Source organism: Limimaricola sp., from assembly GCF_016125575.1.
Lineage (GTDB): Bacteria > Pseudomonadota > Alphaproteobacteria > Rhodobacterales > Rhodobacteraceae > WGLM01.
Map to the genome: position 1 here is coordinate 49,352 of NZ_WGLM01000005.1, position 12,789 is coordinate 62,140.

11 protein-coding genes and 2 pseudogenes are annotated in these 12,789 nt (G+C 61.1%); 5 read left to right on the forward strand and 8 right to left on the reverse strand.

Annotated elements, in window-relative coordinates:
- Positions 1–83: 83 nt before the first annotated feature.
- The 5 genes and pseudogenes from GC146_RS11830 to GC146_RS11850 form a co-directional block, all read right to left on the reverse strand.
- A pseudogene (locus tag GC146_RS11830) lies at positions 84–461 on the reverse strand (NAD-dependent epimerase/dehydratase family protein); the annotation flags it as partial.
- Positions 454–1,647 (reverse strand): glycosyltransferase, encoded by a 1,194-nt coding sequence (locus GC146_RS11835; RefSeq protein WP_291838671.1) that lies wholly within the window; start codon positions 1,645–1,647, stop codon positions 454–456. The pseudogene GC146_RS11830 and the gene GC146_RS11835, both read right to left, overlap by 8 nt.
- A gap of 96 nt (positions 1,648–1,743) precedes the next feature.
- Positions 1,744–2,736 carry an NAD-dependent epimerase/dehydratase family protein gene (locus GC146_RS11840; protein ID WP_291838674.1) on the reverse strand — a complete coding sequence of 331 codons (993 nt, stop codon included), beginning with the start codon at positions 2,734–2,736 and terminating at the stop codon, positions 1,744–1,746.
- Between the two features lie 112 nt (positions 2,737–2,848).
- Positions 2,849–4,300 (reverse strand): mannose-1-phosphate guanylyltransferase/mannose-6-phosphate isomerase, encoded by a 1,452-nt coding sequence (locus GC146_RS11845; RefSeq protein ID WP_291838677.1) that lies wholly within the window; start codon positions 4,298–4,300, stop codon positions 2,849–2,851.
- A 254-nt stretch (positions 4,301–4,554) separates the two neighbouring features.
- Positions 4,555–5,022, reverse strand: coding sequence for a hypothetical protein (locus GC146_RS11850; protein ID WP_291838680.1), 468 nt, complete (start codon positions 5,020–5,022; stop codon positions 4,555–4,557).
- 277 nt (positions 5,023–5,299) lie between these two features.
- Between GC146_RS11850 and GC146_RS11855 the strand changes: the two genes are divergently transcribed.
- The 4 genes from GC146_RS11855 to GC146_RS11870 all read left to right on the forward strand — a co-directional run bounded on the left by GC146_RS11855 (position 5,300) and on the right by GC146_RS11870 (position 10,395).
- Positions 5,300–5,962, forward strand: a complete 663-nt coding sequence (locus tag GC146_RS11855; protein ID WP_291838683.1) for a hypothetical protein — start codon at positions 5,300–5,302, stop codon at positions 5,960–5,962.
- On the forward strand, positions 5,959–7,431 hold the full coding sequence (locus GC146_RS11860; protein WP_291838686.1) for an O-antigen ligase family protein: 1,473 nt from the start codon (positions 5,959–5,961) through the stop codon (positions 7,429–7,431). The genes GC146_RS11855 and GC146_RS11860 overlap by 4 nt, the downstream gene beginning before the upstream one ends.
- Positions 7,428–8,192 (forward strand): metallophosphoesterase, encoded by a 765-nt coding sequence (locus tag GC146_RS11865; protein WP_291838689.1) that lies wholly within the window; start codon positions 7,428–7,430, stop codon positions 8,190–8,192. Before GC146_RS11860 ends, GC146_RS11865 begins: the two co-directional genes overlap by 4 nt.
- A gap of 79 nt (positions 8,193–8,271) precedes the next feature.
- The gene (locus GC146_RS11870) at positions 8,272–10,395 is read left to right on the forward strand and encodes a GNVR domain-containing protein (RefSeq protein ID WP_291838692.1); all 2,124 of its coding nucleotides are present in this window, start codon (positions 8,272–8,274) and stop codon (positions 10,393–10,395) included.
- Positions 10,396–10,452: 57 nt separating this feature from the next.
- Here the strand turns inward: GC146_RS11870 and GC146_RS11875 are convergent, their stop codons facing one another.
- Both GC146_RS11875 and GC146_RS11880 read right to left on the reverse strand, forming a co-directional pair.
- Positions 10,453–11,139 carry a sugar transferase gene (locus GC146_RS11875; RefSeq protein ID WP_291838695.1) on the reverse strand — a complete coding sequence of 229 codons (687 nt, stop codon included), beginning with the start codon at positions 11,137–11,139 and terminating at the stop codon, positions 10,453–10,455.
- A 309-nt stretch (positions 11,140–11,448) separates the two neighbouring features.
- Positions 11,449–11,607 (reverse strand): hypothetical protein, encoded by a 159-nt coding sequence (locus GC146_RS11880; RefSeq protein WP_291838697.1) that lies wholly within the window; start codon positions 11,605–11,607, stop codon positions 11,449–11,451.
- 70 nt (positions 11,608–11,677) lie between these two features.
- Here GC146_RS11880 and GC146_RS11885 point away from each other — a divergent pair.
- A pseudogene (locus tag GC146_RS11885) lies at positions 11,678–11,917 on the forward strand (IS3 family transposase); the annotation flags it as partial.
- 253 nt (positions 11,918–12,170) lie between these two features.
- Here GC146_RS11885 and GC146_RS11890 read toward each other — a convergent pair.
- The gene (locus GC146_RS11890) at positions 12,171–12,539 is read right to left on the reverse strand and encodes a MarR family EPS-associated transcriptional regulator (RefSeq protein ID WP_291838699.1); all 369 of its coding nucleotides are present in this window, start codon (positions 12,537–12,539) and stop codon (positions 12,171–12,173) included.
- Positions 12,540–12,789 lie beyond the last annotated feature (250 nt).

Below are 12,789 nucleotides of genomic sequence, written 5' to 3' on the forward strand. Positions count from 1 at the left end.
CCGGACTTGGACCCCTGAGCGCTGAAGCCACCTCGCCCGGACCAGCCCGGGCCTGCTGGCTGCATTTTGTGGAGTACGAAATGCAGCGCGTCCTCGCGCATCGGTTGCGTCACGGCGCGGGGGTGGATGCAGGATGAGCCGAACTGGAGCAGTCGCCGCACCCCGGCGGCAAAGGCCTGGTGGATCAGGTTGCATTCGATCATCAGGTTTTCGTAGATGAAATCGGCGGGGTAGGTGTCGTTGACAAGGATGCCGCCGAATTTCGCCGCGGCCATGATCACCACCTCTGTGCGCTCGGCTGCCATGAAGGCGCGCACGGCGACCTGATCGGTCAGATTGAGCGCGTCATGCTTGCGGGTGGCAACCCCAGCGCCCTGCACCTGCGATCGGCGCAGGATAGCGCCGCCGACCAAGCCGCGATGCCCTGCGATGTAGATGCGCTTTCCCTCGTGTTCAAACACTTGCAGCTTCCCTGATGATTTCTTCAAATCGGTCGGTCACGCGAGAGAGATCGAAATTGGCCTCGGCATAGGCCCGTCCAGTGGCGGCAGCGGCCGCGGCAAGTTCGGGATCATTGCGGAATGCCTTGGCCGCAGCGACGAAGCCTGAAATGTCCTCGGGTTCAACTACCTTGCCGGCTCCGGTCTGTAGCAGGATGCGGGCTGCTAGATTGTCATGCGGGGCCGCCAACACAATCGGTCGGCCAGCACAGAGGTAGCTCAGAACCTTCGACGGCACTGAGAAAGTGCCGGCATCCCGTTCGATCACCGCTAGCAAGACGTCGGCCGAGGCCAAGACCTCTGCGAAGACCTCGAACGGTTGCAGCGGAAGGATTCGCATTCGCTGTAGCGTCCTTTCGCGGATCTTGTCGGCCAGTTTGTCGGCCCCGACCCCGGCCGACACCAGCACTAATTCGTCGGGGTCCGAAAGGGACTGGGCCAGCGCTTCGAGCAGGGCTGGATTGTGCTTTAGAGCCAGCGTACCCGAGTAAAGAAATCGTCTGCCTGAACCAAGAGCCATAGTTTGGGCCCACGCATTGTCTCTCGGCATCATTTGGATCTGATCGATCGCGCCCCAGTTCGGGATCACAGAGATCTTGTCGCGCGCGATACCCCATTCATCTGTAATTTCGAAGAAAGCATCGGTTATGTGAACAATCCTGTCGGACCGGCGCATCTGGCGTTTTTCCAGTCGGCGATAATAGGCGCCGACAACATGGCCAACACCAGGAAGTTTGCGCTCAAGCAGGCGGGAGGCGGCAATCGAGTAGAAATCCTGACACCAATAGATGAAGCCGGCGCTGGCTCTTTCAGCTCCAGCAAGGATAGCTTCCTGCACTTCCGTGGGTGAATTGCCAGAGAGTACGACGTCAGGCCGAGCTTCTTCGATCCACGACCGAACCGTACGGGCATATGCGATGTCGCCCGCCCGCCGTTTCAGTAAGTTCGATTTCGAGTAGTCGACGTCTTCGCCCATAGGCAGGAACGAGAGGTCTTGCGGGTCGTTGTCGCGCCGAACCATCTCGCCCTTTGGCCCGCTGTCGCGGGCAAACCACGAGTGTGTCACGCGATGGCCGCGTGCGGCAAGTGCGCGGGACAGCTCGACTTGGAACGGGTGACCTGCGAAGTCATGCAGAAGAATGTGCATTGAACACGCCCTTGTCTGAGACATCGAATGGCCGCTTTGTTGCAAGCCATGTGCGGCAGGGAAGAGCAGACTCCCTTTCCCCCCGTTGCGCTTCCGTCATTGCCGGTTGTGGCGCCGTGCGACCTCGCCGGAGATCCAAGCGTAGACCCGTTCGATTCCAGCCTTGAGCGGTTCGTTGGGGGCCCAGCCCAGCTTCTCGCGGATGAGCCGGTTGTCCGAATTGCGGCCGCGCACGCCTTCGGGGCCGGGAATGTTGCGTATCTTCAGATCTTTGCCGGATATCCCAATGACCATGCGGGCGAGGTTGTTGATCGATATCATCTCTTCCGAGCCAATATTCACCGGCCCTTCGAAATCGTCCGAACGGGTCAACCGCAGCACGCCTTCGAGGCATTCGTCAATATAAAGGAACGACCGGGTCTGTAGACCGTCCCCCCAGACTTCGATCTCGCCCCCATCGTCGGCAGCGGCGACTTTCCGGCAAAGCGCTGCAGGGGCCTTTTCCTTGCCGCCTTCCCAAGTACCTTCGGGACCGAAGATGTTGTGGAACCGTGCAACGCGGCACTCCATGCCGTAATTCCTGTTGTAGGCGAGGTAGAGCCGCTCCGAGAACAGTTTTTCCCAGCCATATTCGCTGTCGGGATTCGCTGGATAGGCGCTTTCCTCGGAGCAGTTCGGATTGTCGGGGTCGAGCTGGTTGTGCTCGGGATACATGCAGGCGGAAGACGAATAGAAGACCCGCTTGATGTTGCGCTTGTGGCAGGCGTCCAGGACGTTGAGGTTGATCATAGCCGAGTTGTGCATGATGTCGGCGTCGTGGTCGCCGGTGAAGACATAACCGGCTCCGCCCATGTCGGCAGCCAATTGATAAACTTCGTCGAACCGGCGATCGATGATGGAGCGCACGAAATTCTGGTCGCGCAGATCGCCGATGACGAAATCGTCGGCAGCGGTTTCGGCGTGTTCGTGGAATTTGAGATCCACCCCCCTGACCCAAAACCCCTCGCTCTTGAGCCGTTTCACGAGATGGCCGCCAATAAAGCCGCCCGCGCCGCACACCAACGCTGTCTTTGTCATCTTGAAGGCCATCCTTTTGCGAATTGAGTAAAGATTGCTTGGTTGATCCCTTAACGAAATTGCTACATTGCGGCAACTCTCCGGCGGGACGAATGCACGGCTTTGCCCCCGATTTGACTAATCGTTAGCCTTTTGCTCCTTGACCGCGTGAATAGACATCCTCGTAGCGAATAATGTCGTCTTCGCCGAGATACGTTCCAGACTGCACCTCGATCAGCGTCAGGGGAACCTTGCCAGGGTTCTCCATGCGGTGCACAGCACCGAGCGGGATATATACTGACTCGTTCTCACTCGCTAACTTGACCGATTCGTCGATTGTAATTTTTGCGGTGCCCTCGACGACGATCCAGTGCTCGGCGCGGTGGTGGTGGCTTTGCAGGCTCAGCGCCGCGCCGGGATGCACCACGATCCGCTTGACTTGGAAGCGGGGGCCGACGACCAGGCTTTCGTACCAGCCCCAGGGCCGGTAGTCGCGCGGCAGGGTTTCGGCCTGCGCGGCGCCGTTGGCCTTGAGGGCGGCAACCGCGGTCTTGACCTCCTGCGCGCGGGTCTTGTCGGCAACGAGAACGGCATCGGGCATCGCCACGACGACGATGTCCTTCAGCCCGATCCCCACGACATGCTGCGCCGCCTCGCTGGTGGCCTGCAACAGCGTGTCGGTACAGTCGATCGCTGTTGCGTGGCCGCGGGCGACGACACCGTCGGCATCAGGCCCGGTTTCGCGCCAGACGGCCTGCCAGTCGCCGAGGTCGGACCAGGCGCCGCCATAGGGGACCACGGCCAAGTTGTCGGCCCTCTCCATCACCGCGTAGTCGATCGAGATGTCTTGCAGCGCGCCCCACGGCCCGGCGGCGAGGCGGGTGAAGGCCAGGTCGGTGACGGCCGCGTCAAGGGCGGCGCGCACCTGCGCCAGCGTCTCAGGCGCATGTTCGGCAAAGGCCGCAAGGACGGCGGTGGTGGAAAAGAGGAAGATACCGGCGTTCCAGAGGTGCAACCCGCCCGAAAGGAGCTGTTCGGCGGCGGCGCCGTCGGGCTTTTCCACGAAGGCGCGCAAGGGCTGCGGCGTGGCGGAAAAGGCGGCGTCGGGCGCGGCGGCCAGTTCCAGCCAACCATAGCCGGTCTCGGCTCTGTTGGGGCGGATGCCGAAGGTGACCAACTGGCCGTCGCGGGCCGCGGGCGCGGCGGCGGCGACGCCGGCCTGAAACCGGTCGACGTCGGGAATCACGTGGTCCGAAGGCGCCACCAGCATCAGCGCACCGGGCGCGCGGGCATCTAGCGTTAGTGCCGCCGCGCAGATCGCCGCGGCTGTGTTGCGCGCGGCAGGCTCGATCAGGATATCGGCGGGCGCCATTTCCAGCGCGGCAAGCTGTTCGGTCACGACAAAGCGGAAATCGGCCCCGGTCACCACGATGGGCGGCGCGAAGTCCGGCCCGGACAGCCTCCGCGCGGATCCCTGGAACAGGCTCTCCTCGCCGATGAGTCGGACGAACTGTTTCGGATAGGATTTGCGAGACAGCGGCCAAAGCCGCGTTCCCGCCCCCCCGCATAGCAGAACAGGGTGAATCTCGAGGCTCATGGTCACTTGGCCTTGCCTGGCCAAAAGCCTGACGCAGCAAGAACCGCGCCCCGCCTCAGGCGCATCTTGTCGATCCCGGCACTGCGGTCGGGCCTGTCTGTGTGAAGATGTGCGACAGATTGGTAACGCAAATGGCCAAGGCCGCAAGGATAGGATCGCATGGCAGCGTCACTCAATCTTGGAAGTAGTCAATTCGGTTCAACGACCGCGGCATTCCCGTCGCGGACCTCCCATCCAAACCGCGGCCGGTTCGCTCAGCCGTTCGGGCTGGCGACCTTAACGGTGGCGGCGACCGACGTCAGCTGCTCTTGCGAGCCAGAACTGATCAGCGTCGTTGTCGATTGAAGCGCCTGCTTCTGCACGGGGTCGGAGCTGGAGTTCGCGATCGTCGACACCGCCGTCGCAAGCGAGGCCCTGACCTCCGGGTGCGCGGCGGCAACCTTGATCGCGACGTTGGCCAGTTGACCCACCAGGACATTCACGCCGGCCGGGTCGGCCCCCGGGTTATTGGCAAGGTAAGTGTTCAAAGCGGCCTCGATCTGGGCGGCGCAGGTGGTCGGATTGACGCCGCACTGGGCGTAGGCACTGGCAACAATCGTGTTGATGGCAGCCGCGTCGTAGGCAGCCCAAGCGAACGTCGGGGTCGTGAAGACGGCGGCGGCGCTGACGACAGCTGCAACTGCAAGGTTTTTCATGGCATACCACTCTCGAGCGAAAATCATGATGTTGTGTCCCACACATGCACATGAAGATCAAGGCCGGCATGGAACGCATTCGGCGTATTGCTGCTCCTTTCTTGCCCCAATTCATGACACTGTTGTAACGTGTCGCAATAATCATGCGGCCCGCCTTCCAATTAGGCAGTCGGTAATCGCCGCGGGCAACTTGACGGGTAATCAGCGCGACACGGAAAAGCCATAATTGGAACGCGCTTTGACGGTGCCGGTTGCGCATCGTCCCGGAACCTGCACAAAGGGTTTGTTCAGGACGGGTTAGGCCTTGGCACGGATCATTCTTGCACTCTTCGCGGTTGCGCTTCTGGCTGGTGCGGTTTCGCTGATGCCGGGTGAATATGGTGTGCTGCGCGACGAGGGACGCCATTTTCGGGACCTCTCGGTCGAGGGCGCCGTCAACCTGGCAAAGGCGCAGTCGCTTTCCGGTTCGATCGCGCAGATGCAGATGTGCGAGTCGTCACAGGTGACGATCGAGGCCATGCTCAGCCCAACGGCCAGCCGCGACATCGCCGCGAACCTCTGCCTGGCGAGGGCCGATTCGATCCTCGCCCAGAACCCGACCATGGCCATCGCACACCTCGCGCGGGCGGTGTCGCTGATGACGCTGCGCGAGACGGAGAAGGCGGCGGAATCCCGCCGATATTCGGCCCAATTCGCGCAGAGCGAGAATTGGATCAGGGCCCGGCGGCTGATTGCCAGTTTCTTCTTTTACCAGTTCGACGGTCAGTCTCCTGATGAATTGGATGCAACCGATGTGCGCATTTTGCTGAAAAGCAGTACCTATCGCCCCAACCTGGCCGATCTCTACCTGGCCTATCCCAAATGGCAGGACTGGTTCGCCCAGACGATGCAAGGGCAGGATGGGCGTTACCAGCGGGCTTTCCTGGCGCTTGTCCGAACCAGGAAGCAGGCGGAGACGGCTCAGTGATCGATTTCGAAAGGCTGCAGCAGGAAGCGCGCGCGCGGCAGGCCACCCCTGCAAGACCGGTCGAGCCGCTGGTCTTCGAGGAAGTGGCGCTTGACGAGACGCAAGGCACGCGATCGTCGCGCGGGGCCAGCCGGGTGAACACAACGATCGGCTGGTGCCTGGTGGCCGTGGCGCTGCTGGCGGCGGTACCGCGCGGCGGCAACGCGCCGCTGGCTTGGCTGGTGCTGACCTTCGTCTCGGCACTGCTGCTGATCACGCACCTGGGTCTGACCTGGCAACTGGTGCCCGAACGCCGCCATCCGCTGCGCCAGCATCCCTGGATCGCAGTGCCGGGCGTGCTGGTGCTGGCGGTGATCGCGCTGCAACTTGTCCCGCTGGGCGGCTGGACCTGGGCCACCCTGCCCGAGGCGGTGCGGCCGCAAACCTTTACCATGACCACTGGCGCAACCTGGCTGGGCGCCGTTCGCTGGGCCGGCTATGCCTCTTTCTTTGCCACCTTCCTTGCCGTCACCCGCAACGCGCGGCGGCAATCGCGGATGCTGATGGTTCTGTTTCTCGGCGTGGCGGCGCACGCGGTGCTTGGCCTCGCGCTGCTGGGGCCGCTGGGAGATGTTTCGCTGTTCGGTGAAAAGACCGCCTATCTAGGCAGCGCCACCGGGGTTTTCGTTAACCGCAACTCTTTCGCGACGTTCCTGGGCATGGGGCTGAGCCTTGGCGTGGCCGCGATGCGCCACCTTGCCGCCGCCCCGCAGACCCGCGTGCCGGCCGGCCGCAACAGCCTGACTCCGCGCAAGATCGAGCTGATCTTTCTTGGCATCGTGCTGGCCATCATCGCGGTGACGCTGCTGGCCACCTCGTCTCGCATGGGGGTCTTCGCGTCGTTTCTTGGCGCGGCGGTGACATATGCTCTGCTTGACGCCAAGAGCGGCGCATCGAAGGGGCGCACGGCAGTGCGGCTGCTGGTGGTCTTTGGCGGGCTGGGACTTGTCCTGCTGGTCCTGAGCGGCCAAGTCGTGGTGCAGCGCGCGCTGTTCGCCTCGGTCAGCAGCGAAGTCCGGCTCGAACTCTACCGGCAGATCCTGCCGATGCTGCGGGATCACTGGCTGACCGGGTTTGGCTTCGACAGCTTCCCGCTCGCCTTCGAACTCTACCACCAGGCCAGCCTCTCGCCCGACCTTGTCTGGGACAGGTCCCACGATACCTATCTGTCGAACTGGGTCGAACTGGGGCTGATCGGGGGTAGCCTGCCGATCATCGTGGTGGCGGCCGGCGGGCTGCAGTCGCTGGCCAACCTGCGGCGCCGGTCAAAGGCGTTCGCGGCATCGGCGGCGGCCTGCGGAGCGACAGTGACGGTCGCGGTCCATTCGACCGTGGATTTCAGCCTAGAAATGGCCGGAAATGATTACCTGTTCCTGGCGATCCTCGCGTTGGGCGTGGTCCGTTTCGGCCATCGCGGATCAGGCGAATGATGGGTCTGTTTCGCGCAGATCCGGTTGCGGCCCGGCCGCCACGGCGCTTTCTGAAGCTGCCAGCGCTGCCTGCCGCGATCTACGCGGTGGGCGATATCCACGGTTGCATCGACCAGTTGCGCGCGGCCGAGGCCCGCATTCTGGCCGATGGCGCGGACCTGTCGGGCCAGAAACTGATTATCGCCCTGGGCGACGTGATCGATCGCGGACCCGACAGCGCCGCGGTGATGGACCACCTCTCCAGCCCGGCCCCGGCAGGCTTTACCAGGCTGACCGTCTGCGGCAACCACGAGGACATGTTCCTGCGTTTCCTCGACGATCCGCCGGCCAATGCCGACTGGCTGGACTTCGGCGGGGCCGAAACCTTGCGCTCCTACGGGGTCAAGGTCGGCATCGACTCGAACTCGCGCGGGCGATTGCGGGAGATCGCGCGCGATATCGATGCGGTTCTGCCGCGGGCACATCGCGCCTTCCTGGAGGACCTGCCGCTGGGGTTGCTGGTCGGCGATATCTGCTTTGCCCATGCTGCCTACGATTTCGGCATGCCGCCCGAGAAGCAGTCATCTGACGTGATCCTGTGGGGAAGAGGCGATGAAGATGCGCGCGAGAATGGCGATGGGCTTCTGGTTCACGGTCATTACGTTGTCGACAATCCTGAAGTAACGGAAAAACGAATCAACATAGACACGGGCGCCTATATGACCGGTCGCCTCTCGACCCTCAAGATCACCGGACCCGATGGATCGATCTCGTTCCTGTAGGTCTCGTATTTTCATTATGCCGGGCAGGTGATAACAGCCTCCATGTCTAAGTCAGAGCGGAAAATTGCAGGAAAATCCAATGAAGGAAGACCAAGACGAGGTTATCAATATTCTCGATATCCTCGGCATTTTCCGCAGACAGCTTCGGCTGATCCTGTTGACTGTCGGCATCATTTTTGGGGCTGCGCTGATCTATCTCGCCCAGGCGACGCCGCTTTTCACCGCGACGACGCTGTTGATGGTCGATCCCGCTGGCAAGAACTTGCTGACCCCGGACGCGGCCATGACCAACAACAGTTCGGACAATGCCAAGATCGAGAGCGAGGTCGAGATCCTGAAATCCGATAGCCTTGCGATCAAGACTATCCGCGACAGCAAACTCTATCTGACCGATGAGTTCGGGCGCTCGCTGGGAACGCTCGACAGGATCAAGATCGCACTAGGCTTCGGCCCACCACCGGATCCTGAGGGCGATGCCGTCCTGCAGGCTGCCTTGTCCAAGTTCGATCATGCCTTGTCGGTCCGGCGCCTCGGACTGACGTACCTGATCTCGGTCTCGGTCACGTCGGAAAGCCCTCAGCGCGCCGCCGATCTCGCAAATGAACATGCCAAGACCTATCTTGCCGATCAAGTCTCCTCAAAAGTTGACGCTTCGCTCGCCGCCGGTGACGTGCTGCAGGGGCAACTGGCACAAGCGCGTCAAAAGCTTGCCGCCTCGGACGGTGCCTTAACTAATTATATCAAGAGCCATCTCGATCAGCTGCAGGCCGAAACTGGCTCGGCCAAGATCGGCCAACTGCGCACGCAGTTACAGGACGCCACCCAACAGATTGCCCAAATCACGCAGACTACTGATCTTGCCAAGTCGGCGCTCCAGAACGGCGACTGGGACAAGCTGGCGGCTCAAGTCAATGACGAGACCATCGCCAAATTGGCCCAGCAGAAGCGCACCTTCGAACAGCAGTTGGCCGGCGCCCAGCCTGGTAGCGCCGCGGCGATCGACATTGCTGCGGGCCTCGCTGAAATCAACAAGCAGCTTACTCAGACCGGGCAGCAGAAAATATCGGAGCTTGAAAAGTCGGTTCAGTCCGAGAAGGATTCGACCACCGAGATCACCAAGTCGATCCGCGACGAGGTGCTGAACTCGACCCTCACGCCGGAAACCCTGGCCGACATCTATGGACTGCAGCAAGATGCCCAAATCGCCCAGCGCCAATACGACACCCTGTTGACCCGCCTGCGCGACGTCCAGACGCAGGCGCTGGTGCAAGTGGCAGATGCGCGGGTCGTCTCTCAGGCGCTGGCGCCGCAAGCGAAATCCTATCCCAATACCAAGCTGGTGTTGGCGCTAGCGCTGGTGCTTGGCCTTGGGGTAGGCGCGGGCCTTGCGCTTTCCAATGAATACCTCTTCGGCGGTGTCACGTCCGAGGCGCAGCTGGGCAACATCGTTCCCGCCAAGGTTGCCGCCGTCGTGCCAAAGGTTTCACTGACAGGGACCCAGATCACCTTTGCTGACAAGGTCGCAGACGAACCGATGTCTCTTTTTGCGGAAAGTTTCCGCAAGCTTCGGGCGACCATCGACAGGCAGATTCCGGCGACGCCGGCCATCGGCCGGGTGATCATTTTCACCTCGTCGATCCCCGCCGAGGGCAAGTCGACCGACGCGCTGTCGCTGGCCCGCACTTATGCTCTGGCCGGAAAACGGACACTCCTAATTGACGCCGATCTGCGCAAGCCTAATCAGCACACCTTCATTGGTGTCGAGACGTCATCGGGTATCCTCGAATACTTGACAGCCAGTGATGCGGGCTATGAAGATGCTGACTGTTTCGCAGCGGATCCGAAGTCGACGCTTGGCCTGATCCTTGGACGTCGACGGAGCAGTATCCCAACTGACGCGCCGCTCCAGACGCAAGCCTTTGCCGACCTGATCGCCGATGCCCGCAAGTCTTTTGATGTCATCATCATCGACACCGCGCCACTGGTCCCGGTTGTTGACGCCCGATACATCGCCCCCTTTGCCGACGCGGTCGTGCTCTGCGTACGCTTCGGCATGGCGCGTCAGGCCGATGTGCGCACTGCCTACGAGCAACTCGAGGAGTCGATCTCGAAAGGTGCGGTCATTGTAACATCGCTCAATTGTTTCGAGGGAAAGTCGGCCGACTACCGGTACTCGGGCTATTACGGTTACACGACAAGTTGAAGGTGACGGGTCGGAGTAACCCCCCCTTGACCTGCGCGAGTAGTCGGCGAAGCAGAATCAGTGGCCAGTGCGGCGGAAAACTGCGCCAACTGTGCCGATGATGATCCACAGATCGAGCAGGAAGTTGGACCGCGACGCGTAACCGACGTCCATCGCCACGCGGTCGTCATAGGATACATCGTTGCGCCCAGAGACTTGCCACAGGCCTGTGATGCCGGGCCGCAAACTGCAATAGGCCGGGATCGCCGCTCCATACTTGCGAAGTTCATCTCGCGGCACTGGACGCGGACCGACGAAGCTCATGTCGCCGCGCAGGACGTTCCAGAGTTGGGGAAGTTCGTCGAGGCTGCTTTTGCGCAGGGCTCTTCCGATCCGAGTGATCCTCGGATCCTTGCGAAGTTTGTGGGTTTCCGCCCATTCCTTCGCGGCGCCTGGATCGGCGGCTAGCAAATCCTTCAACACCTCTTCCGCGTCAGGGACCATCGTACGGAGCTTCCAGCAGATGAATTCCTTGCCGTCTTTGCCGACCCTCTTGTGACCGAAAAAGCCTGGACCACCGTCTTTCCTTGCGACCAACCAAACGACCGAGACAACAGGCACCACCACAGGCACGAGAGCGAGGGCGAACGCAATGTCGAATATCCGCTTGCCGACCGATGCGTACAGGGAGGTCCCTGCAGTTTGGCTTTTGAGCTCACGCTGCGCAGATTCACTGATCGCGAAATCCTCGATCGCTTCACGCATGGTCACCCCCCGGATCATTGGTGGACCCTGATATACCGTGAGGCCCTGACAGACTTAACAAACTGTTAACGTGTTTATCTCAGGTGTATGCCAGATTCAATGATTGGTCTTTGGCTTCCCAGTCGGGCTGCAAGGCAGGCAAAATCCTGCCCAGTTGTTAATCACTTCCAAACGCCTTGGTTCATTCGGGCGCGATTTGGTTGCAGATGCCGCCCAATTAAGTCGCCGACTCCGTCGAATGGATCAATGGGGGGAAATATATATTGGCAAATTCATCGACTCGGCCAGGAAATCGCGCTCGATCCCCGTCTAGCTGCTGTCGAGGTGTTCCAGGTTCTGCTCGTTCTGGTTCTTTCGGAACAGGTCGGCCAGCGCATGCAGCGCGTCGCGACCGATGAAGCCCAGCCGGTGGGCAATTTTGCCGGGCGAGCCTGCCTGCTGGCCCAAAGGTTCCGACAGCGTGCGCACGAAGTTTCCGGCGTCCAGCAGGCCGCCATATGAGGTGCCGCTAAATTAGTAGACGCTTTGACCCCTAACTTTGCAGAGAGGAAGCCGACAGGGAACACGCAATTGCAGCGACCAGTTCAAGCGTGATGCGGCGCATCAGATTACGGTGCGAAGCTATCGTGTTCGGGCGATTGGGTGGCAGCAGGCATTCGCTCTGCAAGTGGCTCAGGCTGTTCGCGATCCAGCACCCAGGAACCCTGGCGTGGATCATGAGGCCGAAAACCGTCGGCTGAAGCGAGAACTGGCCCGTGTATCAGAGACGCGCGATATCTGAAGAGAGGGCGAGACCTTTGTCCGCTATTGATCCGAGGACTATGGGCGCGCGCGCTTCTCGCAGAATGCAAAGTGAAGTACGCGTTCATGCCCGCACCGATGCAGAGGTGCAGCGATGTATTCCGCGCAATCGTAACCAGGGCGGTCATCTTGCATCTAAGTTATTGATTTCGTTGATCAGAAAATCGTCTTGAATTTCTCTTTTCAAGACGTTTTCAACCCGAATGCCCGATAACGCAAACTCCCAACCATCACCTGGATACCCCGATGGATGCCGTGTCGTTAGCGTCCGCCTCGCGGCGGATCTCTTCGATTTCCTGGCGCAGTGCCTCGTATTCTTCCAGCTTGCGGGCTAGGAACCGCTTGGTGATGGCGGCCTTGTCGGCGATGCCGCGGGGGGTCAGCACGTAGGCATAGCGCCGCTTGTCTTGCGCGGCGGTGAAATTGGCGAGTTTGACGAGGCCTTTCTCGATTAGGGCGTTCAGCACGTAATGGGTGGCCCCGACGCTGATGCCGACGGCTTGCGCCAGCTCGCGCTGCGACATCTCTGGGTTCTTTTCAAGCAGGTGAAGCACACGGAAATGCGTGTCTTCCTGCAATTTGCTGCGATTGCTGGTCATGGCTGGATGGAAGGCTGGCAGGCTACCGCACAAGGACTGCCTGCGCGGCGCCTTGGCTCAACTTCAACGAAGGTCATGGAATCCTGTACTTCGTTCAGTTTTGAACGTTAGCACGGTGCTGCGGATGCGAACAAGCGCAAACCTGTGCGATGAAGCGAAGGGCAGGGGCGCGCCGCCCCTGACTCCGCCGACACAAGTCCTGCGCTGTTCTTCCTCTCCTGTCGATAGCCGTCTCAACAAGGCAGCACCG

Bases quoted from the DNA above. Each gene is read 5' to 3' on its own strand.
- GC146_RS11835 (WP_291838671.1), bottom strand. From the start codon at position 1,647: ATGCACATTCTTCTGCATGACTTCGCAGGTCACCCGTTCCAAGTCGAG.
- GC146_RS11840 (WP_291838674.1), bottom strand. From the start codon at position 2,736: ATGGCCTTCAAGATGACAAAGACAGCGTTGGTGTGCGGCGCGGGCGGC.
- GC146_RS11845 (WP_291838677.1), bottom strand. From the start codon at position 4,300: ATGAGCCTCGAGATTCACCCTGTTCTGCTATGCGGGGGGGCGGGAACG.
- GC146_RS11850 (WP_291838680.1), bottom strand. From the start codon at position 5,022: ATGATTTTCGCTCGAGAGTGGTATGCCATGAAAAACCTTGCAGTTGCA.
- GC146_RS11865 (WP_291838689.1), top strand. From the start codon at position 7,428: ATGATGGGTCTGTTTCGCGCAGATCCGGTTGCGGCCCGGCCGCCACGG.
- GC146_RS11870 (WP_291838692.1), top strand. From the start codon at position 8,272: ATGAAGGAAGACCAAGACGAGGTTATCAATATTCTCGATATCCTCGGC.
- GC146_RS11875 (WP_291838695.1), bottom strand. From the start codon at position 11,139: ATGCGTGAAGCGATCGAGGATTTCGCGATCAGTGAATCTGCGCAGCGT.
- GC146_RS11890 (WP_291838699.1), bottom strand. From the start codon at position 12,539: ATGACCAGCAATCGCAGCAAATTGCAGGAAGACACGCATTTCCGTGTG.